Source organism: Streptomyces sp. NPDC002328, assembly GCF_042890065.1.
In the GTDB taxonomy this organism is placed as follows: domain Bacteria; phylum Actinomycetota; class Actinomycetes; order Streptomycetales; family Streptomycetaceae; genus Streptomyces.
This window is the reverse complement of the sequence record NZ_JBIARQ010000003.1, coordinates 68,438-89,134: the sequence shown is the minus strand read 5'-3', so window position 1 is coordinate 89,134 and position 20,697 is coordinate 68,438. Positions and strand designations below refer to the sequence as shown.

17 protein-coding genes, 1 tRNA gene and 1 riboswitch are annotated in these 20,697 nt (G+C 70.5%); of the genes, 13 read left to right on the top strand and 5 right to left on the bottom strand.

Annotation, left to right across the window (positions count from 1 at the left end; genetic code table 11):
* Positions 1-103: 103 nt before the first annotated feature.
* From ACFYX4_RS10085 to ACFYX4_RS10045, 9 genes are all read left to right on the top strand, one after another.
* Positions 104-1,423 (top strand): cytochrome P450, encoded by a 1,320-nt coding sequence (locus ACFYX4_RS10085; protein WP_389328919.1) that lies wholly within the window; start codon positions 104-106, stop codon positions 1,421-1,423.
* A 182-nt stretch (positions 1,424-1,605) separates the two neighbouring features.
* On the top strand, positions 1,606-2,679 hold the full coding sequence (locus tag ACFYX4_RS10080; protein ID WP_389328916.1) for a transglycosylase family protein: 1,074 nt from the start codon (positions 1,606-1,608) through the stop codon (positions 2,677-2,679).
* 228 nt (positions 2,680-2,907) lie between these two features.
* A riboswitch (cyclic di-AMP (ydaO/yuaA leader) is annotated at positions 2,908-3,076 on the top strand.
* A 4-nt stretch (positions 3,077-3,080) separates the two neighbouring features.
* Complete coding sequence (locus tag ACFYX4_RS10075) at positions 3,081-3,791, top strand: transglycosylase family protein (RefSeq protein ID WP_389328913.1); 711 nt, start codon at positions 3,081-3,083, stop codon at positions 3,789-3,791.
* A gap of 293 nt (positions 3,792-4,084) precedes the next feature.
* Complete coding sequence (eno, locus tag ACFYX4_RS10070; protein WP_389330195.1) at positions 4,085-5,380, top strand: phosphopyruvate hydratase; 1,296 nt, start codon at positions 4,085-4,087, stop codon at positions 5,378-5,380.
* Between the two features lie 169 nt (positions 5,381-5,549).
* On the top strand, positions 5,550-6,026 hold the full coding sequence (locus tag ACFYX4_RS10065; protein WP_389328910.1) for a septum formation initiator family protein: 477 nt from the start codon (positions 5,550-5,552) through the stop codon (positions 6,024-6,026).
* 102 nt (positions 6,027-6,128) lie between these two features.
* Positions 6,129-6,662, top strand: a complete 534-nt coding sequence (locus ACFYX4_RS10060) for a DUF501 domain-containing protein (RefSeq protein ID WP_389328907.1) — start codon at positions 6,129-6,131, stop codon at positions 6,660-6,662.
* Positions 6,659-7,600, top strand: a complete 942-nt coding sequence (locus ACFYX4_RS10055) for an exopolyphosphatase (RefSeq protein WP_389328904.1) — start codon at positions 6,659-6,661, stop codon at positions 7,598-7,600. The genes ACFYX4_RS10060 and ACFYX4_RS10055 overlap by 4 nt, the downstream gene beginning before the upstream one ends.
* Positions 7,601-8,072: 472 nt before the next feature.
* Complete coding sequence (locus ACFYX4_RS10050) at positions 8,073-9,464, top strand: NAD(P)/FAD-dependent oxidoreductase (RefSeq protein WP_389328901.1); 1,392 nt, start codon at positions 8,073-8,075, stop codon at positions 9,462-9,464.
* Between the two features lie 165 nt (positions 9,465-9,629).
* Entirely contained in the window at positions 9,630-10,931 is a 1,302-nt protein-coding gene (locus ACFYX4_RS10045; protein WP_389328898.1) for a class I SAM-dependent methyltransferase, read from the top strand.
* Between the two features lie 123 nt (positions 10,932-11,054).
* On the opposite strand, the gene ACFYX4_RS10040 is transcribed toward ACFYX4_RS10045, so the two are convergent.
* Both ACFYX4_RS10040 and ACFYX4_RS10035 read right to left on the bottom strand, forming a co-directional pair.
* The gene (locus ACFYX4_RS10040) at positions 11,055-13,583 is read right to left on the bottom strand and encodes an ABC transporter permease (RefSeq protein ID WP_389328895.1); all 2,529 of its coding nucleotides are present in this window, start codon (positions 13,581-13,583) and stop codon (positions 11,055-11,057) included.
* A gap of 84 nt (positions 13,584-13,667) precedes the next feature.
* Entirely contained in the window at positions 13,668-14,438 is a 771-nt protein-coding gene (locus tag ACFYX4_RS10035; protein ID WP_389328892.1) for an ABC transporter ATP-binding protein, read from the bottom strand.
* A gap of 389 nt (positions 14,439-14,827) precedes the next feature.
* Between ACFYX4_RS10035 and ACFYX4_RS10030 the strand changes: the two genes are divergently transcribed.
* The 3 genes from ACFYX4_RS10030 (at position 14,828) to ACFYX4_RS10020 (ending at position 17,492) form a co-directional block, all read left to right on the top strand.
* Positions 14,828-14,910: transfer RNA gene (locus ACFYX4_RS10030), tRNA-Leu, on the top strand.
* Between the two features lie 183 nt (positions 14,911-15,093).
* The gene (locus ACFYX4_RS10025) at positions 15,094-16,341 is read left to right on the top strand and encodes a 4-hydroxybenzoate 3-monooxygenase (protein WP_389328889.1); all 1,248 of its coding nucleotides are present in this window, start codon (positions 15,094-15,096) and stop codon (positions 16,339-16,341) included.
* Between the two features lie 233 nt (positions 16,342-16,574).
* Positions 16,575-17,492, top strand: coding sequence for a Bax inhibitor-1/YccA family protein (locus ACFYX4_RS10020; RefSeq protein ID WP_389328886.1), 918 nt, complete (start codon positions 16,575-16,577; stop codon positions 17,490-17,492).
* A gap of 103 nt (positions 17,493-17,595) precedes the next feature.
* Here ACFYX4_RS10020 and ACFYX4_RS10015 read toward each other — a convergent pair whose 3' ends face one another.
* Entirely contained in the window at positions 17,596-17,823 is a 228-nt protein-coding gene (locus tag ACFYX4_RS10015) for a DUF4287 domain-containing protein (protein ID WP_389328883.1), read from the bottom strand.
* Positions 17,824-17,956: 133 nt separating this feature from the next.
* Here ACFYX4_RS10015 and ACFYX4_RS10010 point away from each other — a divergent pair, with 133 nt between their 5' ends.
* On the top strand, positions 17,957-18,238 hold the full coding sequence (locus ACFYX4_RS10010) for a hypothetical protein (protein WP_389328881.1): 282 nt from the start codon (positions 17,957-17,959) through the stop codon (positions 18,236-18,238).
* A gap of 24 nt (positions 18,239-18,262) precedes the next feature.
* On the opposite strand, the gene ACFYX4_RS10005 is transcribed toward ACFYX4_RS10010, so the two are convergent.
* Together ACFYX4_RS10005 and ACFYX4_RS10000 are read right to left on the bottom strand one after the other, a co-directional pair.
* On the bottom strand, positions 18,263-19,072 hold the full coding sequence (locus tag ACFYX4_RS10005) for a hypothetical protein (RefSeq protein ID WP_389328879.1): 810 nt from the start codon (positions 19,070-19,072) through the stop codon (positions 18,263-18,265).
* Positions 19,073-19,404: 332 nt separating this feature from the next.
* Positions 19,405-20,622 carry an acetyl-CoA C-acetyltransferase gene (locus tag ACFYX4_RS10000; RefSeq protein WP_389328876.1) on the bottom strand — a complete coding sequence of 406 codons (1,218 nt, stop codon included), beginning with the start codon at positions 20,620-20,622 and terminating at the stop codon, positions 19,405-19,407.
* Between the last annotated feature and the right edge of the window lie 75 nt (positions 20,623-20,697).

The window sequence follows — 20,697 nt, the reverse complement described above, 5'->3', positions numbered from 1 at the left end:
GCGGACCCGCCGCGCCACAGCACCTGCCGCGCCACAGCGTCCGCCGCCCCTCCCCCCTCTCCCTCCTGCAAGTCGTCCCCCCCGCTCCCGATACCGTCGGGAGGTGACCAGTCAGCCCGTTTCGTCTTTCTCGTCGGACGCTGTCCCGGAGCTCTTCACCTGGGAGTTCGCCAGCGATCCCTATCCCGCCTACGCCTGGCTCCGGGAGCATGCGCCGGTGCGTCGGACCCGGCTGCCCAGTGGGGTGGAGGCCTGGCTGGTCACCCGGTACGCCGACGCCAAGCAGGCCCTCGCCGACCAGCGGCTGTCCAAGAACCCCGCCCATCACGACGAGCCCGCGCACGCCAAGGGCAAGACCGGCATCCCCGGTGAGCGCAAGGCCGAGTTGATGACGCATCTGCTGAACATCGACCCGCCGGACCACACCCGGCTGCGGCGTCTCGTCAGCAAGGCGTTCACGCCCCGCCGCGTCGCCGAGTTCGCCCCCCGGGTCCAGGAGCTCACCGACGACCTCATCGACCGGTTCGCCCGGCAGGGCTCCGCCGACCTCATCCACGACTTCGCCTTCCCGCTCCCCATCTACGCCATCTGCGACCTGCTGGGCGTCCCCCGCGAGGACCAGGACGACTTCCGGGACTGGGCGGGGATGATGATCCGGCACGGCGGCGGACCCCGCGGCGGCGTCGCGCGGTCGGTGAAGAAGATGCGCGGCTACCTCGCCGACCTCATCCACCGCAAGCGCGAGGCCCTCTCCGACTCACCGGAGCCCGTCCCCGGCGAGGACCTCATCTCCGGTCTCATCCGCGCCTCCGACCACGGCGAGCACCTCACCGAGAACGAGGCCGCCGCCATGGCGTTCATCCTGCTGTTCGCCGGCTTCGAGACGACGGTGAACCTGATCGGCAACGGCACGTACGCCCTCCTCACCAACCCCGGCCAGCGCCACCGCCTCCAGGACTCCCTGGCCGCCGGCGACCACGCTCTGCTGGAGACCGGCGTCGAGGAACTCCTGCGCTACGACGGCCCGGTGGAGCTCGCCACCTGGCGGTTCGCCACCCGCCCGCTCAGCATCGGCGGCCAGGACATCGCCCCCGGCGACCCCGTCCTCGTCGTCCTCGCCGCAGCCGACCGTGACCCGGAACGCTTCACCGACCCCGACACCCTCGACCTCTCCCGCCGGGACAACCAGCACCTCGGCTACGGCCACGGCATCCACTACTGCCTCGGCGCCCCGCTCGCCCGCCTGGAGGGCCAGACCGCCCTGGCGACTCTCCTCACCCGTCTCCCCGACCTCCGACTCGCCGCCGACCCGGCGGAGTTGAGATGGCGCGGCGGCCTCATCATGCGCGGATTGCGCACACTTCCGGTGGAATTCACCCCCGTGGAACCGGCCTCCGCGGCACGCGTCGCGCCCGTCCGTTGACTTGCCGTCATGTGACCGGACTGCGAAGCGAAGGTGACCGATCCTCACCTCTGTGATCTTCACGTGATCTGCGCGGCATTAACTTGTGACAAGTGATCGTGTGCCGATACGTTCACTCGTCAACGCGGCGACCCCGTTTTCGCTCGCCGCGCGGGCACTGCTGTCTCGAGAAAGGCCTTCGCATGCTCTCCGGGAACGGTCGTCACCGTCGCCCTCGCCAGGCCCCGGCCCTCCTCGTCGCGGCCGGCGTGACCGGTTCCGCCATCGCCATCCCGCTGTTGGGCGCCTCCGGCGCGAGCGCGGCCGACGGCACGGTGTGGGACAGGGTGGCGGAGTGCGAGACCGGCGGCTCCTGGAGCGCCGACCAGGGCGGCGGCGAGTACGGCGGACTGGCGCTCAGTCAGGACGACTGGGACAAGTACGGCGGTGCCGACTACGCCTCGCGCCCCGACCTGGCCAGCCGCAACCAGCAGATCGCCGTGGCCCAGAAGGTCCTCGCCGACCAGGGCGTCGGCGCCTGGGGCACCTGCGGCCTGACGTCCGGTCTCACCGCGGACGCGGCCTCGGGTTCCGTCGACACCGGCGTCGCGGACGACCAGTCCGACTCCTCCATTTCGTCCGGCTTGTCCGACCTGTCCCGGGGTTCCGGTTCTTCGAACTCCTCCGGCTCCTCGCGGGATTCCGGCAGCGCGTCCACCGACCCGTCCGCCGGCTCCTCGGCGGATTCGGGTGATTCGTCCTCCTCTTCCCCCTCCTCGACGCCTTCGTCGCCTTCATCCTCTTCCTCCGCCGCGGACTCCGAAGAGGGCGGATCCGCGAAGCCGGACGACCCTGCCGGCGCGGCGGGCTCACAGGCGGGCGGCAGCTCGCCCACGGAGTCCCCGAAACTGGACGAGTCGGACAATTCCGCTCAGGGTGCGGGCTCTTGGAGTCTCGTCGACACCGGTTCCCTCGCCGCCGACGCCGAGACGCTCGGCGCCGACACCCTCGGCTCCGGCCGCCACCGCGGCTCCACGGCCGACGAGAGCGCGACCGGCGGCGACAGCGCGGCCTCTCCCGGACGCCACGCCGCGAACTCCCTCAGCGGCGCGGCCGGTACCTACGTCGTCCAGGACGGCGACTCCCTGGAGTCCATCGCCGACTCCCTTGGCGTCGACGGCGGATGGCGCGCGCTCTACGACGGGAACAAGGACGTCATCGGCGCCGACCCGAGCGACATCACGCCCGGTCAGACGCTGACGACCGGAGCCGAGTAGCGCTCCGGCGGGACGGTCCAAGACGGTGGAAAACCCCCTGAAACGGGGGGAGTTCACGTCACACTTCGCGCCGAATGTCCGGTTTGGTGAAAGTGTGGGATGAGTCTCAGAAGCCCTGATCGTCTTTGAAATTCCGTCGATCGCGTGCGTACGGTCATGACCGCTCGGCAACCCGAGCCCCGGCCGCCGCAACGCCGAATCCTGCCAGTGGCCGTCCGGGAACAGTCGTCGCGTCAAGCGCCGTAGGCAGGAGCGGGGGACCCAAGGTAAGCGCCGGGCCCAGCGGTTCAGCTGGATCCGGCTCGGGGTGAAGCCACGCCTCCCACGGAGGAGTGGCCGGGCAACTCAACCGGCCCGAACCCGACAGCTCACCTCGCAGGCGTCGGTGAGGGGATCGATCCATGCTGTTTACCGGCAAGGGCAAGCACCGTCGTCCGTCCAAGGCCACCCGCGCCGTCGCGCTGGCCGGTGTCACCACCGCCGCCGTCGCCGCCCCGCTGATGGCGGCCGGCAACGCCTCCGCCGCCACCGCCTCCGAGTGGGACGCCGTCGCCCAGTGCGAGTCCGGCGGCAACTGGTCCATCAACACCGGCAACGGCTACTACGGCGGCGTCCAGTTCTCCGCGTCGACCTGGGCCGCGTACGGCGGCACGCAGTACGCCTCCACCGCCGACAAGGCCAGCAAGTCGCAGCAGATCCAGATCGCCGAGAAGGTCCTCGCGGGCCAGGGCAAGGGCGCCTGGCCGGTCTGCGGCAAGGGCCTGTCCAACGCCTCCTACACCGGCGGCTCCTCCGGCAGCGGCTCCGGCTCCTCGGGCAGCGGCTCCGACTCCGGTTCCTCGGACACGAGCAAGCGCTCCACCGAGAAGCAGGGCGCCTCCCGCTCCGCCGAGCGTCCGGCCGCCGAGAGCAAGAAGACCGTCACCACCCCGACCGGCAAGAAGGTCAAGAAGGGCGACGGCGAGTACAAGGTCGTCGCGGGCGACACCCTCAGCTCCATCGCCGAGAAGCAGAAGGTCGCCGGCGGCTGGGCGAAGCTCTTCGAGCTGAACAAGGACATCGTCCAGGACGCCAACCTCATCTACCCGGGTCAGCAGCTTCACCTGAAGTGACACCCGGCTCCGAACGAAGCCACAGCGCCCTCACAACCGAGGCCCGCACACTGAGGGCCTCGTGAGGGTCACCCCCCGTCCCCACGGGCTCCCCGCCCCGGTGCGTGTTCCCCCGTACGCACCGGGGCGGGGTCTTTTGTTTCACCGAATCTCTTTGTTCCGGCCAGGAACAATGTGTACCGTCAGTCTGTCCACGGGACGGTCGGTCGGCTGCCGACGGCCCCGGGGCGGTTAGGCTCTAGTCGCAAGGCCCAAGCGGCCCCGCACAACCAGCGTCACATCCCATGAAGGAGATGCTCGTGCCGTCCATCGACGTCGTCGTAGCCCGGGAAATCCTCGACTCGCGAGGCAACCCCACCGTCGAGGTCGAGGTCGGCCTCGACGACGGCAGCACGGGTCGTGCCGCCGTTCCGTCCGGCGCCTCCACCGGTGCCTTCGAGGCCATCGAGCTGCGCGACGGTGACCCGAACCGCTACCTCGGCAAGGGCGTCGAGAAGGCCGTCCTCGCCGTGATCGAGCAGATCGGCCCGGAGCTGGTCGGCTACGACGCCACCGAGCAGCGCCTCATCGACCAGGCCATGTTCGACCTGGACGCCACCGACAACAAGGCCTCGCTGGGCGCCAACGCCATCCTCGGCGTCTCCCTCGCCGTCGCCCACGCCGCCTCCGAGGCCAGCGACCTCCCGCTCTTCCGCTACCTGGGCGGCCCGAACGCGCACCTGCTGCCCGTTCCGATGATGAACATCCTGAACGGCGGCTCGCACGCCGACTCCAACGTGGACATCCAGGAGTTCATGATCGCCCCCATCGGCGCGGAGTCCTTCTCCGAGGCCCTGCGCTGGGGCGCCGAGGTCTACCACACCCTCAAGAAGGTGCTGAAGACCAAGGGCCTGTCCACCGGCCTCGGCGACGAGGGCGGCTTCGCCCCGAACCTGGAGTCCAACCGCGCCGCCCTCGACCTCATCCTCGAGGCCATCAAGGAGGCCGGCTACACCCCCGGCGAGCAGATCGCCCTCGCCCTCGACGTCGCCGCCTCCGAGTTCTACAAGGACGGCGTCTACACCTTCGAGGGCAAGGAGCGCTCCGCCGCCGAGATGACGGAGTACTACGCCGACCTCGTCGCGTCGTACCCGCTCGTCTCCATCGAGGACCCGCTGTTCGAGGACGACTGGGCCGGCTGGAACACCATCACCGAGAAGCTGGGCGACAAGGTCCAGATCGTCGGCGACGACCTCTTCGTCACCAACCCCGAGCGCCTCGCCCGCGGCATCGAGGAGGGCTCCGCCAACGCCCTGCTGGTCAAGGTCAACCAGATCGGCTCGCTGACCGAGACCCTGGACGCCGTCGAGCTGGCCCAGCGCAACGGCTTCAAGTGCATGATGTCCCACCGCTCCGGCGAGACCGAGGACGTCACCATCGCCGACCTCGCCGTCGCCGTGAACTGCGGTCAGATCAAGACCGGCGCCCCGGCCCGCTCGGACCGCGTCGCCAAGTACAACCAGCTGCTGCGCATCGAGGAGATCCTCGACGACGCCGCGGTGTACGCCGGCCGCAGCGCCTTCCCGCGGTTTCGCTCCGCGAACCAGTAGGCACAGCGCTCTGCGAACCAGTAGGCACAGCGCTCCGCGAACCAGGGCGAACGGCAGCCCCCGGCGCTGATACAAGAAGGAAGCGTCGTACGTACGTCCCCGTACCCGGTCCCGTACCGTGTGCGGGGACGTACGCGCGTGTGACGCGGGACGAGACGGGAGGCGGGGCATGGCCGTGAGGGACCGGGACCGGTTCTCCACCGCGACCAGGATCAGACTGCTCGGCGAGCAGACGGCGGCCCGCGTCTACCGCTCCCAGACCAAGCGGCAGGCCCGCCGCTCCCGGCTCACCGGCCGCGCCGCCCTGCTCGCGCTCGTCCTGTGCTCGATCGTCGTGGCCCTGGCCTACCCCATGCGCCAGTACGTCTCCCAGCGCGCCGAGATCGCCGATCTGGAGCGCGAGCGGGAGCAGGCGAGGGAGCGGGTGGAGGAACTGCGCGACCTCAAGGCGCGTTGGCAGGACGACGCCTACGCCGAGCAGCGGATCCGGGAGCGGCTGCACTACGTGATGCCGGGGGAGACGGGCTACGTCGTCATCGACCCGGCCGCGGTCAAGCAGTCCCGCGCCGACCTCGGCGCCGCCGACCGCCCCTGGTACGCGAACGTCTGGGACGGCGTCGACAAGTCCGACGCCGCCGACGGCTGACGAGCCGTGACGGGCTCCGAACCCCGAGCCCCGAGCCCCTAGCCCTGGCCCCTGACTCTGAGCCCCGAGCTTCGAGACCGACGGAACGATAGAAAGACAGGCATGGAAACGCCCCCGCCGACCACCCCGCGCACCGAGCCCACCGACGCGGACGTCGAGGCCTTCAAACAGCAGCTCGGGCGCCCGCCGCGCGGCCTGCGCGCGATCGCGCACCGCTGCCCCTGCGGACAGCCGGACGTCGTCGAGACGGCCCCGCGCCTGCCCGACGGCACGCCCTTCCCCACGCTGTACTACCTGACGTGCCCCAAGGCGAACTCCGCGATCGGCACGCTGGAGGCGAACGGCGTGATGAAGGAGATGACGGAGCGGCTGGGCGCCGACCCGGAACTCGCCGCCGCCTACCGGGCCGCGCACGAGGACTATGTGCGCCGGCGCGACGAGATCGAGGAGCTGAAGGGCTTCCCGAGCGCGGGCGGCATGCCGGACCGGGTGAAGTGCCTGCACGTCCTCGTGGCGCACTCGCTGGCCGCGGGGCCGGGCGTGAACCCGCTCGGGGACGAGGCGCTCGAGATGCTGCCGGAGTGGTGGCGCAAGGGGACGTGCGTGGCGCCGGCGGGGGAGGGGGACGCCCGATGACCCGCGTCGCCGCCGTCGACTGCGGTACGAACTCCATCCGGCTGCTCGTCGCCGACGCGGACCCCGTGAGCGGTGAACTGGTCGAGCTGGACCGGCGTATGACGATCGTGCGCCTCGGCCAGGGCGTCGACCGCACCGGGCGGCTCGCGCCGGAGGCGCTGGAGCGGACGTTCGCCGCCTGCCGGGAGTACGCCGAGGTCGTCAAGGAGCATGGGGCCGAGCGGCTGCGCTTCGTCGCCACCTCCGCCTCCCGGGACGCCGAGAACCGGGACGAGTTCGTGCGCGGGGTGCTGGACATCCTGGGCGTCGAGCCCGAGGTCATCTCCGGGGACCAGGAGGCCGAGTTCTCCTTCACCGGCGCGACGAAGGAACTGACGGGCCGTGACGACCTGACGAAGCCGTACCTGGTCGTGGACATCGGCGGCGGCTCCACCGAGTTCGTGGTCGGCGACGACCATGTGCGGGCCGCGCGCTCCGTGGACGTCGGCTGCGTGCGGATGACCGAGCGGCACCTCGTGGTGGACGGCGCGGTCAGCGACCCGCCCACGGCGGAGCAGATCGCGGCGATACGCGCCGACATCGAGGCCGCCCTCGACCTCGTGGAGCGGACGGTCCCGCTGCGGGAGGCGCACACGCTGGTGGGGCTGGCCGGCTCGGTGACGACGGTGTCGGCGATCGCGCAGGAGCTGCCGGGGTACGACCCGGCGGCCATCCACCACTCCCGGGTCTCCCGCGAGCGGGTCCGCGAGATCGCCGAGTGGCTGCTGCGCTCCACGCACGCCGAACGCGCGGCCGTCCCGTCGATGCATCCGGGCCGCGTGGACGTCATCGCGGCGGGCGCCCTCGTCCTGCTCTCGATCATGGAGCGGATCGGCGCGGAGGAGGTCGTGGTGAGCGAACACGACATCCTCGACGGCATCGCGTGGTCGGTGGCGTAGCCCCGGCGGTGGCGTGGCTCTCTTTTATTACTGATCGGTAGCACTCTGCTGAGCAGTGCGGATAACGTATGAGCGGACCGAAGGGGCTCCTTGGGGGCCCCTTCGCGGCACTCCGGCGGGGCCCGTCGAAAAACTTCGTGAAGTTCTTCACAAGGAATTCGGCCCTGTCGGAGGACGGATCGGTCCCGGTTGACCCTTCCGGGCGTCCGACACCCCTGTGAACGTGTTCAAAAGAGGCGCGCGTGGACGTTTCGCAAGGGGGTGCAGGAGGAGTGTTTCGAGGGCCTCACCCTGGCCATGAGCACCCGGAGAGGCAGCTCACGCGGCATTGACAACGGTGCGCGACCCCCGCCGGTTCCCCCTCGGCGTCATGATCTGGATCACGCGGGTCGCGGAGGATAGCACACACCCCGCCGAAGCTTGTGAAGGGGCGCACGAGCGACCCCTCTGGGGCGGGTGGATACTCGATGGCATGAGCACCACGGAGCGTCCCAGGATCCTCGTAGTAGGCGGTGGGTACGTAGGCCTGTACGCAGCTCGGCGCATCCTCAAGAAGATGCGCTACGGCGAGGCGACCGTCACGGTCGTCGACCCCCGGTCGTACATGACCTACCAGCCCTTCCTCCCCGAAACCGCCGCCGGCAACATCTCCCCGCGGCACGTCGTCGTCCCCCTGCGACGTGTGCTGCCCAAGGCGGAGGTCCTCACCGGCCGGGTCACCACCATCGACCAGGACCGCAAGGTCGCCACGATCGCCCCCCTCGTGGGCGAGGCGTACGAGCTGCCCTTCGACTACCTGGTCGTCGCGCTCGGCGCGGTCTCCCGCACCTTCCCGATCCCCGGCCTCGCCGAGCAGGGCATCGGCATGAAGGGCATCGAGGAGGCCATCGGCCTGCGCAACCACGTCCTGGAGCAGCTCGACAAGGCCGACTCCACCCACGACGAGGAGATCCGCCGCAAGGCGCTCACCTTCGTCTTCATCGGTGGCGGCTTCGCCGGTGCGGAGACCATCGGCGAGGTCGAGGACCTGGCCCGCGACGCGGCCAAGTACTACAAGAACGTGTCCCGCGAGGACATGCGCTTCATCCTCGTCGACGCCGCCGACAAGATCCTCCCCGAGGTCGGCCCCAAGCTCGGCCAGTACGGCAAGGAGCACCTGGAGAGCCGTGGCGTGGAGATCTACCTCTCCACCTCGATGGACTCCTGCGTCGACGGCCATGTCGTCCTGAAGAACGGCCTCGAGGTCGACTCCAGCACGATCGTCTGGACGGCGGGTGTCAAGCCCAACCCGGCGCTGGGCCGCTACGGCCTGCCGCTCGGCCCCCGCGGCCACGTGGACTGCGCGCCCACCCTCCAGGTGCAGGGCACCGACTACATCTGGGCCGCGGGCGACAACGCCCAGGTCCCGGACGTCGCCGCCCGCAAGGCCGGCGTGGAGAACGCCTGGTGCCCGCCGAACGCGCAGCACGCGCTGCGTCAGGCCAAGGTGCTCGGCGACAACGTGGTCTCCGGCATGCGGGGCTTCCCGCAGAAGGAGTACAGCCACGCCAACAAGGGCGCGGTGGCGGGTCTCGGCCTGCACAAGGGCGTCGCGATGATCGTCATGGGCAAGATGAAGATCAAGCTCAAGGGCCGGCTGGCGTGGTACATGCACCGCGGCTACCACGGCATGGCGATGCCGACGTGGAACCGCAAGATCCGCGTCTTCGCCGACTGGACGCTCGGCATGTTCCTCAAGCGCGAGGTCGTCGCCCTCGGTGCGCTGGAGTCCCCGCGCGAGGAGTTCTACGAGGCCGCCAAGCCGGCCCCGGTCGCCGCGGCGCCGAAGACCGAGAAGACCGAGGAGAAGGCCAAGGCCTCCTGACCTCGCCCCGCTCAACCCTGCTCAACCCTGCTGAACCCCGAAGGGGCCGCCCGCCATCCGTGGTGCGGGCGGCCTTTTCGTGTGCGTGGGGTGGCCCCGCAGGGGGGCAGCCGTGTGTTTACGTGGTGTCAGCATTCCGGGATCACCTTCAAGGAGGTGTGCATCATGGCTGACGCCGCTTCGCGGCTCCACGCCCTCGTAGAACAGCTGCTCGGAGCGCCGTTCCGGGCCCGCGTCCGCGCCTGGGACGGTTCGCAGGCCGGCCCGCCCGACGCCCCGATCCTCGTCGTACGCAACCGCAGGGCCCTGCGCCGCTTCCTGTTCAAGCCGGGCGAACTGGGCCTGGCCCGCGCCTGGGTGGCCGGCGACCTGGAGATCGAGGGCGACCTCTACGCGGCGCTCGACATCGTCTCCGGCCTCGTCTGGGACCGCGGCGAGGACGCCAGATCCCTCACCGAGGCCCTGCGCGACCCCCGCTTCCGCGCGGCCGTCCGCGGCCTGCTGAGACTCGCCGGGCCGCCCCTGCCGCCCGCCCCGCCCCCGGAGGAGGTCCGCCGCGCCGGCCACCTCCACACCCGCCGCACCGACCGCCACGCCGTCAGCCACCACTACGACGTCGGCAACGACTTCTACGAGCTCGTCCTCGGCCCGTCCATGGTGTACTCCTGCGCCTACTGGGAGTCGCCCGACCCGTCCGCCGACGACGCCCTGGAACGGGCCCAGCGCGACAAGCTCGAACTCGTCTGCCGCAAGCTCGCCCTGAAGCCCGGTCAGCGCCTGCTGGACGTCGGCTGCGGCTGGGGCTCGATGGCGATCCACGCGGCGCGGGAGCACGGGGCGGGCGTCGTCGGCATCACCCTCTCCCACGAGCAGGCGACCTACGCCCGCAAGCGCGTCGCGGACGCCGGCCTCGCCGACCTGGTCGAGATCCGCGTCCAGGACTACCGCGACGTCGCCGACGGCCCCTACGACGCGATCTCGTCCATCGGCATGGCGGAGCACGTCGGCGCGGAGAGGTACCGGGAGTACACGAGCGCCCTGCATGCCCTCCTCCGCCCCGGCGGGCGCCTGCTGAACCACCAGATCGCCCGCCGCCCCCGTCACGACGAGAACGCCTACCGCATCGACGCGTTCATCGACGCCTACGTCTTCCCCGACGGCGAACTGGCCCCCGTGGGCACCACGGTCGCCCAGCTGGAGCACGCCGGCTTCGAGGTCCGTGACGTGGAGTCGATCCGCGAGCACTACGCCCTCACCCTGCGCCGCTGGGTCGCCAACCTGGAGGCGGCCTGGCCCCGCGCGGTCGGCCTGACGAGTCCGGGCCGGGCCCGCGTGTGGCGCCTGTACATGGCGGCCTCGGCGCTCTCCTTCGAACGCAACCGGCTCTCCGTCAACCAGGTCCTGGCCGTCCGCACCCCGGACTCGGGCGCCTCCGGCCTGCCCCTGCGCGCCCGCACCTGGAACTGACCGCGGCGGAACACGGCGGCGGAACAGCGCCCCGGCACCCCCGGAACGACAGACAGAAAGGGGCCCCGCCGCACACCGCGACGGGGCCCCGACCTGCCCGTGCTCACTCCAACCTGCCAGCTCTCACTCCGACTTGATCGCCGTCAGCATGTTCAGCCGGGCGGCCCGCCGCGCCGGCCACAGCGCCGCCAGCATGCCCACCGCGGCGGCCAGCACCAGGAACAGCGCCATCCGCCCCCACGGCAGGACGAGTTCGTAGGTCGCCATGCTCGTCCCGAGCAGCTCACCGCCCGCCCAGCCGAAGAACACGCCGAGCCCGATGCCGAGCACCGCGCCGAACAGCGAGATCACCAGGGACTCCAGCCGCACCATCCGCTTGATGCCGGTGCGGTCCAGGCCGATCGCCCGCAGCATGCCGATCTCCTGGGAGCGCTCGAACACCGACATGGCCAGGGTGTTGACGACGCCGATGACCGCCACGATCACCGCCATCGCCAGCAGCCCGTAGACCATGTTCAGCATCAGCGTGAACATCTGCGCGATCTCGTTGGACAGGTCCTGCTTGTCCTGGACCCTGACGGCCGGGTTGGAGCCGAGGGCCTTCTCCAGCCGGTCCTTCACGGCGTCCGTCGCCCCGTCCGAGGTCTTCACCATGACCTGCATGTCGGCCGGGTCGCTCTGGTGCGGGGCGAGCGCCGCGTTGTCGACGATGACGCCCTGGATCATCTCGTTGCCCTCGTAGAGGCCGGCGACGGTCAGCCGCTGCTGCTCGCCGTCCTCGAAGTGGGCGGTGAAGGCCGAACCGGTTTTCCAGCCGTGCGACTTGGCGGTGACCGTGTCGACGACGACCTGAGCGCCGCCGACCTTGAAGGCGCCGTCCTCGACCTTCAGGTCGGTCAGCTCGCCGATCGTGCCGCCGTCGACGCCGGTCAGGTACTCGCTCCCCTCGTCGACCCGGGCGTACCCGTTGCGCATGGGGCTGGTGGCGGTGACGCCGTCGACGCCCTTCAGCGTCTTCTCGACGTCCGGCGAGAGCTCGCTGCCGTTCGCCATGGACACCACGTAGTCCGCCTTGATCGCCGCCGACGCCATCTTGTCGATCGACTTCTGGAGGCTGCCCGCCATGACGGTCATGCCGGTGATGAGGGTGAGGCCGATCATCAGCGCGGAGGCGGTGGCCGCCGTGCGGCGCGGGTTGCGCACCGCGTTCTGACGGGCCAGCTTGCCCGAGACGCCGAACACGCGCAGGAGCGGGGCCGCGGCGGCGACGATCGGGCGGGACAGCAGCGGGGTCAGGATGAAGACGCCGACGATCAGCAGCACCGCGCCGACGCCCATGGGGGCCTGTCCGTCGGTGCCGTTCATCGTGGTCGCGGCCAGGACGGCGGCGATGCCCGCCCCGGAGAACAGCGCGCCCAGCGTGTTGCGCAGCACCAGCGACTTGGTGGTGGCCGTCGCGTGCACACTGCTCATCGCGGCGACCGGCGGGATCTTCGCGGCCCGGCGGCCCGGCAGCCAGGCGGCGAGCATGGTGACGAGGACGCCCACCGCGAAGGCTGTGCCGACGGTCGAGGGGGAGACGACGACCGGCCCGTCCGGGACGACGCCGCCGAGCGAACTCACCAGCGAGCGCAGCCCGATGCCGATCCCGATGCCCGCGACCAGGCCTGCCACGGCGGCGACCGCGCCCACCGCGAACGCCTCGATCAGCACCGACCGGGTGACCTGCCGCCGGGAGGCGCCGACCGCGCGCATCAGCGCGAGTTCCTTGGTGCGCTGGGCGACCAGCATGGTGAAGGTGTTGGCGATGATGAACGTGCCGACGAAGAGCGCGATGCCGGCGAAGACCAGCAGGGTCTGCTTGAGTCCGGACATCTGCCGGGTGATCATCTCGGCCTGATCGGAGGCGAGTTGCTCGCCGGTGGCGGTCTCCGTGAGGTCTTTCGGCAGGGCCTTGACCAGCTCGGCGCGGAGCGCGGCCTGGCTGACGCCCGGCTTCGCCGTCACATCGATCTCGTGGTACGTGCCGGGCTTGCCGAACAGCCGCTGGGCGGTGGCCGTGTCGAACAGGGCGAGGCTGCCGCCGGCCGCGACGTTGCCGTCGGCGGTGGTGAAGACGCCGGTGATCTTCGGGGTGAGGACGGGGCCGTCCACCGAGAGCCGTACGGTGTCGCCGACCTCGTAGCCGGTGCGCTTCGCGGTCGCGGAGTCGAGGAGGACCTCGCCGGCGCCCTTCGGGACGCGCCCGTCGACCAGCGGGTACCGGGCGTCGTCGGCGCCCCAGTAGTTCCCGCCCTGCGACTGGAAGCCGCTCCCGGCGAGCTTGCCGTCCTTGTCGGCGATCGCGGTGAAGCCGCGTACGACGCCCACGGCGGAGGCGGCGCCCGGCACGCTCCCGCTGCGGTCGAGCAGCGCGTCGGTGAGGTCGGGGAGCTTGGCGATCCGGTTGCCCTCGTCCGCCGGGACCCGGGCCGTGACGGCGACGTCGACGTGGTCGAATCCCTTGGCGGAACTCTTCTGGAGCGCCTGGGAGATGGTGTTGGTGAAGACCAGGGTTCCCGACACGAAGGCCACGCCGAGCATCACGGCGAGGACGGTCATCAGGAGCCGGGCCTTGTGCGCGGAAACGTTGCGCAAGGCGGTACGGAACATGGGGTGTCGTCTCAGTCCAGCAGAGGGAAAGTGGAGGGAGCTAGGCGGCGAGGGGGAGCCGCCGGGATGTCAGCCGGTGCGGGGTCAGCTGGTGCGGCCCTTGGCGTCGAACCGCTTCATGCGGTCCAGCACTGCCTCGGCCGTCGGCCGGTGCACCTCGTCGACGACCCGGCCGTCCGCGAGGAAGACCACCCGGTCCGCGTAGGCCGCGGCCACCGGGTCGTGGGTCACCATCACCACCGTCTGCTCCAGCTCGCGCACGGAGTTGCGCAGGAAGCCCAGCACCTCGGCGCCCGAGCGCGAGTCGAGGTTCCCGGTGGGCTCGTCACCGAAGATGATCTCCGGCCGGGAGGCGAGGGCGCGGGCCACGGCGACGCGCTGCTGCTGGCCGCCGGAGAGCTGCGAGGGCCGGTGGCCGAGCCGTCCGGACAGCCCCACCATCTCGATCACCGTGTCGAGCCACTGCTTGTCCGGCTTGCGGCCCGCTATGTCCATCGGAAGGGTGATGTTCTCCAGCGCGGTCAGCGTGGGCAGCAGGTTGAACGCCTGGAAGATGAAGCCGATCTTGTCCCGGCGCAGCTTGGTGAGCTGCTTGTCCTTCAGGGAGCCCAGTTCGGTGTCGCCGATGCGCACGGAGCCGGAGGAGAAGGTGTCCAGGCCGGCCACGCAGTGCATGAGCGTCGACTTGCCCGAGCCGGAGGGGCCCATGATCGCGGTGAACTCGGCCCGGTTGAAGTCGACGGAGACGCGGTCCAGTGCGACCACCCGGGTCTCGCCCTCCCCGTAGATCTTCGACAGGTCCGCGGCGCGTGCGGCCACGGCGGTGGTCCGGTCGGCGAGGGGGGTGGTGGTCACGGAGGAGCTCCTGTCGGGACGGGGTCATTGCTCGGAACGTGAACCATCGTCGCGGTCGCTCCTCGCCGTGTAGTCACCCGTTGTTCCGGTTCCGTAGGGCGACTCCGGTCGGACCGGAGCCCGTCGTGTCATACCTGGGGATGACACGCGCCCCTGACGGGCCATTCGTCAAGAACCGGTGGAGCACCCTCGTTCGTACGGTGAAATTCCGTCATTCCGCATACGGGGGCCGTGCTCGCGCGGGAGGCTATTGGCAAGTGCGGATGGACGCTTCTCGGGGCTGATGGTCCCTCAGACGTCAATAAAATAAGACAACATCGGACCGCCGGGCCGCTGGCCGGGGGACGCGTCCCGATAGGCTCAGAAGCTCAGCGCGGAGCCCATGGCCTGCCCGGATGGTGGAATGCAGACACGGCGAGCTTAAACCTCGCTGCCCCTCGCGGGCGTACCGGTTCAAGTCCGGTTCCGGGCACCTCCGCGCTCTCTCGGTGCGTCCGTTTGACTGCACCCTCCATTGAGACCTTGACGTCTCCCTTCCCGACCGTTGACACCCGAACGAACCCGGGCGCAGACTCACGTCCAGCGTAAGTGAAGAAAACTTCACTCTGCGAACACCGATCTCGTGGCAACGACGCCCCACTGAAGGGAACGCCCGATGCGCACCACCGTCGGCATCATCGGCGCCGGCCCCGCCGGCCTGCTCCTCGCCCGCCTGCTGCACAACGCCGGCATCGACTGCGTCGTCCTGGAGAGCCGCGACCGGGCCTACGTCGAGCATCGCCAGCGCGCCGGGATCCTGGAGCAGGGCACGGCGGACGTCCTGCGCGCGGCCGGCGCGGGGGAGCGGATGGACCGGGAGGGACTGCGCCATGACGGCATCGAACTGCGGTTCGCCAAGCGGCGTCACCGGGTGGACTTCCCCGCCCTCACCGGCGGCCGGTCCGTGATGGTCTACGCCCAGACCGAGGTGTGCAAGGACCTCATCGCCCTCCAACTGAGGGAGGGCGGCCCGCTGCTCTTTGAGGCGGAGGCGCTCGCCGTGGAGAACGTCGGGGGCGGCGAGGGCGTGAAGAGCGTGGAGGGCGTGGAGGGCATCGCGAGCGCCGCCGGCGTCCCGGGCCCCGCCGGCGGCCGTCCGCGGGTCCGTTTCCGGCACGAGGGCCGCGAGGACGTCCTCGAATGCGACTACGTCGTCGGCTGCGACGGCTTCTGGGGCGTCTCGCGCCGGGCGATCCCCGCCGAGCTGACCCGCGTGTTCGAACGGACGTACCCCTTCGGCTGGCTCGGCATCCTCGCCGATGTGCCGCCCTCCCACGACGAGCTGGTCTACGCCCGCCACGACCGCGGCTTCGCCCTGCTGTCCATGCGCTCCCCGTCCGTCTCCCGCCTCTACCTCCAGGTGCCCGAGGGCACGGACGCCGAGTCCTGGAGCGACGACGAGATCTGGGCGGAGCTGGAACGCCGCTTCGAGACGGACGACGACTGGCGGCTGGAGCGCGGGCCCGTCACCCAGAAGTCGGTCACCCCCATGCGCTCCTACGTCCACGAGCCCATGCGGTACGGCCGCCTCTTCCTCGCCGGCGACGCCGCGCACATCGTCCCGCCGACCGGTGCGAAGGGCCTGAACCTGGCCGTGGGCGACGTCGTCACCTTCGCGCGCGCCCTGACGCATCAGCGCGAGACCGGATCGGCCGAGCTGCTCGACGCCTACTCGCAGACCTGTCTCACCCGCGTCTGGCAGGCGGAGCGCTTCTCCTACGACATGACGACCCTGCTGCACCGCGCGCCCGACGCCGATCCCTTCGACGACCGGCTCCAGCTCGCGCGCCTGGAGCGCGTCGCCTCCTCGCGCGCCGCGGAGACCGACCTCGCCGAGGGGTACACGGGGTTCCCGTTCGGGTGATGGCCGCTGATGCCCGCTGATGCCGGCACGGCGTCGGTCCGTGATCTCCGACCGGTCCCGGACGTGTACCGGATCTGTCATGAATGACGCCCGCCGGTGCCGGGAATCAGGGAGGGACGTAGCGTGTTGGCCAGCACGACGAGGGAAAGATCCTCCCCAAGCAGTAGGGTCAATCCTTTGCCTACCTATTACTCTTGAGCCAAGGCCACGCTGTGTGGCCATGGAGGAGTGAAATGAGGAGCAGAAACCCGGTCTTCTCGCGACGGGGGTTCAGCCGCGACAACGGCTACGCGGGCTTCAACGCCGCGCCGCAGGCCGGGGGTCCCGCTGTCGGCACGCAGCAGGGCAACCCGTACGCGCAGGGCGGCAACACGTACGCCCAGCCGACCGGCAACCCCTACGCGCAGAACCCTTACGCCCAGCAGGACGTGCAGCACGGCGCCCCGCAGGCCCCGGTCACCGCCACCGGCGTGATGACCATGGACGACGTGGTCGCGCGCACCGCCATGACGCTCGGCACCGTGGTGGTCACCGCGGTCCTGTCCTGGCTGCTGCTGCCCGTCGACGAGGCCAACCTCGGCAAGTCGTACGCCATCGGCGTCGGCGCCGGCCTGGTCGCGATGGTGCTGGCGCTCGTCCAGTCCTTCAAGCGCAGCCCCGTGCCCGCGCTGATCCTGGCGTACGCCGCCTTCGAGGGCGTCTTCCTCGGAGTGATCTCCAGCGCGGTGTCGACGTACATCGCGGACGGTGTGGTCGCCCAGGCGGTCCTCGGCACGATGGCGGTCTTCGCCGGTGTGCTGGTGGCCTACAAGGCGGGCTGGATCCGCGTCAACCGCCGTTTCTACGGCTTCGTGATGGCGGCCGCGCTCGGCTTCGTGCTGCTGATGGCCGTGAACCTGCTGTTCGCCGTCTTCGGCGGCGGTGACGGCCTCGGCTTCCGCAGCGGCGCCCTCGGCATCGTCTTCGGTGTCATCGGCATCATCCTCGGCGCCTGCTTCCTCGCCCTGGACTTCAAGCAGGTCGAGGACGGCATCGCCTACGGCGCTCCGCGCGAGGAGTCCTGGCTCGCCGCCTTCGGCCTCACGCTGACGCTCGTCTGGATCTACATGGAGTTCCTGCGACTCCTGTCCATCCTGAACAGCAGCGACTGACGGACCCGGGGTTCTTGACCCCGGGGTCCCGAGGGACGAACACGCGAGGCGCCCGGCCGGAGATTCTCCGGCCGGGCGCCTCGCGTGTGTATGGGGTCCGCTGTCAGAGGAGCTTGCGGGCGGCCCTCCTCAGGTCGTACTCGTGGATGATCGCCTTGGCGTGGCCGTACGCGAGGTTGTGCTCGTGGCGCAGCCAGCTGACCTTCTCCTCGAAGCGGAGAGCGGGGCCTTCGTCGACGGTGCGCAACCAGTCGGCGACTTCACGACCGGTGCAGTGAGGGATGCGGGCGAGCAGGTTGCGATGGGTCTCCTCGGAGAAGACTTGGGACATCGGCGCCTCCGGTATGCATGGGTGTAAGCCGGTCCTTCAGGTCACCGTGCCTGAGCGTTCGCCTGTTGGCAACAGTCCGGGCACGGCGCTGTACGCTCACCGCGTGGTTGATACGACGCCTTTGATCCGTGCGGTGGATCACTTTGCCGACCGTTTGCGGGCGGCGCCGCAGTCCCGACTCCAGCGGGGAGCCGCCGCGGAGGCGCTCTCCCTGGCCAGGGAGCTGGCCCGCTGGGCGCAGCGCGTGGAGGAACCCGGCACGGAACCGCGCGAGATGCCGGACGCCGGAATGTTCGCCGCCGCCGACCAGATCACCGTCGCGGGACACGACCTGGCGGTCGCCCTGACGAACGACGACGAGATCGCCGAAGCAGTACGCCTGGTGGAGGAGTCCCAGAAACGAGCGGGCGTCTGAGAGCCCCCGGCGCGGGGGCCGGGCTCAGAGGCTCGCTATGACGCGGTCCGCCAGGATGTAGACGTTCTCCTCGCCGCAGGCGAAGGTCAGGGTGTAGGCGCCGGAGATGCCGGAGCCGCCCAGGAGGAACGGGGTCTCGCCGGCCGTCAGGGCCGTGGAGAGGCGTTCCGCCGTCTCGCGGTGGCCCGGGGTCATGCACAGGGTGGTGCCGTCGGCGAAGACGTAGACGTCGAGCGTGCCGAGCGGGCCCGGGCGGACGTCGGTCAGCTCGGTGCGGGAGGCGGCCAGGTCCTCCAGGGCGGCGACCGTGCGCTCGTGGTCGTTGACGGCCGGCGACTGGACCGGGACGAAGTCCGGGTGGGAGGGGTGGCGGCGGCGGGCCGCGGCCAGCTCGGCGGACTCCCCGGCGAACTCGTCGGTCTCCGCGGCCGACTCGCTCACCGGCTCCAGGTGCTCCAGACCGACGAGGTCCGCCTGGCGGGGCAGGAACAGCTCGCTGTCGGGCAGGCCCAGCAGCGAGGGCGCGTCGGAGGCGTCACGGGCCTCCTGGGCGGCCCAGAAGGCGCGCGCCTCGGCCAGCTCCCGCTCCCGCTCCTCGGCGAGCGCCTCGGCCACCGCGGCGCGTATCTCATCCGTGTCCGCCGTGGTGCGGGCGGCCGGCACCAGACCGCGCGTCCCGGCGGCCGCGTTCCCGGCCTGACGGCCGTTCTCGGCGAGCTGGACGTGCAGCGCGGCGACCTGTCGGCGCAGCTGAAGGACGGTGCGCAGGACGGCCACGCCTACGGCGCCCGTGGCGGCCGTGGTGACCAGCAAGGCGATCGGCAAGGCGCTCACTGACGTACTCCCGGTTCAAAGTCGACCCCCGACTTCCTACATCAGCTTGAAGGGCGGACTATCCAGCTGTCAGTGCGTAACGTCACGAAACGGACAGGACTTTGGTCCGGCGCTTCCTGGTGAAACGGCCCTGAGCTGCGTAAATCCCTACCGCGAGGGAGATAGGTCACATCCTGGGGGAGATTGGATCACAGAACGGCCCGGAATCCAGGGGTTTCCCGGACTCCGGGCCATCGGCTCACGATGGGTGCCTCGACGGCTACCCAGAGGCTCGAACTCGGACGCGTTCAGCTCGAACGCCGGACGTGTTCAGCCTCGAAGGCCGGGCGCGCTCAGCTGAGGCGCTCGATGACCATCGCCATGCCCTGGCCGCCGCCGACGCACATCGTCTCCAGACCGAACTGCTTGTCGTGGAACTGGAGGGAGTTGATGAGCGTGCCGGTGATGCGGGCGCCCGTCATGCCGAAGGGGTGGCCGACGGCGATGGCGCCGCCGTTGACGTTCAGCTTGTCCAGGTCGATGCCGAGCTCGCGGTAGGAGGGGATCACCTGGGCGGCGAACGCCTCGTTGATCTCGACCAGGTCGATGTCGTCGATGGTGAGGCCGGCCCGGCGCAGGGCCTGGTTGCTCGCCTCGACCGGGCCCAGGCCCATGATCTCGGGGGACAGGCCGGACACGCCGGTGGACACGATGCGGGCGAGCGGGGTGAGCCCGAGCTCGCGCGCCTTGGTGTCGCTCATGACGACCACCGCGGCGGCGCCGTCGTTCAGCGGGCAGCAGTTGCCGGCGGTGACCAGGCCGTCGGGGCGGAACACCGGCTTGAGGCCGGACACGCCCTCCAGGGTGACGCCGGCGCGCGGGCCGTCGTCCTTGCTGACGACCGTGCCGTCGGGCAGCGTCACCGGGGTGATCTCGCGCTCCCAGAAGCCGTTCTTGATGGCTTCCTCGGCGAGGTTCTGCGAGCGGACGCCGAACTCGTCCATGTCCTGGCGGGTGATGCCCTTGGCGCGGGCGAGGTTCTCGGCGGTCTGCCCCATCGAGATGTAGGCGTCCGGGACGAGACCGTCCTCGCGCGGGTCGTGCCAGGTGGTGCCCTCCTGCTCCGCGACGGCGGCGGTGCGCGCCTCGGCGTCGGCGAAGAGGGGGTTGTGGGTGCCCGGCATGTCGGAGGTGCCGTTGGCGTAGCGGGAGACCGTTTCGACGCCGGCCGAGATGAAGACGTCGCCCTCGCCGGCCTTGATGGCGTGCAGGGCCATGCGGCTGGTCTGGAGCGAGGAGGAACAGTAGCGGGTGATCGTGCAGCCGGGGAGGTGGTCCATGCCCATCTGCACGGCGACGATCCGGCCCAGGTTGTGTCCCTGCTCGCCGCCGGGGAGGCCGCAGCCGAGCATCAGGTCGTCGATGTCCCTCGGGTCCAGCTCGGGGATCTTGGCGAGGGCGGCCTGAATGATCGTGGCGGTCAGGTCGTCCGGGCGCAGGTCCTTGAGGGAGCCCTTGCCGGCGCGGCCGATGGGGGAGCGGGCGGTCGAGACGATGACGGCTTCGGGCATCACGGCTCCATTGACGGGGGGATGGGTGTGGCTGGTTGGGAAGTTACCCGTACGTATGGCCTGGGTCACGGGGGT

Bases quoted from the DNA above. Each gene is read 5' to 3' on its own strand.
- ACFYX4_RS10080 (WP_389328916.1), top strand. From the start codon at position 1,606: ATGCTCTCCGGGAACGGTCGTCACCGTCGCCCTCGCCAGGCCCCGGCC.
- ACFYX4_RS10075 (WP_389328913.1), top strand. From the start codon at position 3,081: ATGCTGTTTACCGGCAAGGGCAAGCACCGTCGTCCGTCCAAGGCCACC.
- eno (WP_389330195.1), top strand. From the start codon at position 4,085: ATGCTCGTGCCGTCCATCGACGTCGTCGTAGCCCGGGAAATCCTCGAC.
- ACFYX4_RS10065 (WP_389328910.1), top strand. From the start codon at position 5,550: ATGGCCGTGAGGGACCGGGACCGGTTCTCCACCGCGACCAGGATCAGA.
- ACFYX4_RS10060 (WP_389328907.1), top strand. From the start codon at position 6,129: ATGGAAACGCCCCCGCCGACCACCCCGCGCACCGAGCCCACCGACGCG.
- ACFYX4_RS10055 (WP_389328904.1), top strand. From the start codon at position 6,659: ATGACCCGCGTCGCCGCCGTCGACTGCGGTACGAACTCCATCCGGCTG.
- ACFYX4_RS10050 (WP_389328901.1), top strand. From the start codon at position 8,073: ATGAGCACCACGGAGCGTCCCAGGATCCTCGTAGTAGGCGGTGGGTAC.
- ACFYX4_RS10045 (WP_389328898.1), top strand. From the start codon at position 9,630: ATGGCTGACGCCGCTTCGCGGCTCCACGCCCTCGTAGAACAGCTGCTC.
- ACFYX4_RS10040 (WP_389328895.1), bottom strand. From the start codon at position 13,583: ATGTTCCGTACCGCCTTGCGCAACGTTTCCGCGCACAAGGCCCGGCTC.
- ACFYX4_RS10025 (WP_389328889.1), top strand. From the start codon at position 15,094: ATGCGCACCACCGTCGGCATCATCGGCGCCGGCCCCGCCGGCCTGCTC.
- ACFYX4_RS10020 (WP_389328886.1), top strand. From the start codon at position 16,575: ATGAGGAGCAGAAACCCGGTCTTCTCGCGACGGGGGTTCAGCCGCGAC.
- ACFYX4_RS10015 (WP_389328883.1), bottom strand. From the start codon at position 17,823: ATGTCCCAAGTCTTCTCCGAGGAGACCCATCGCAACCTGCTCGCCCGC.
- ACFYX4_RS10000 (WP_389328876.1), bottom strand. From the start codon at position 20,622: ATGCCCGAAGCCGTCATCGTCTCGACCGCCCGCTCCCCCATCGGCCGC.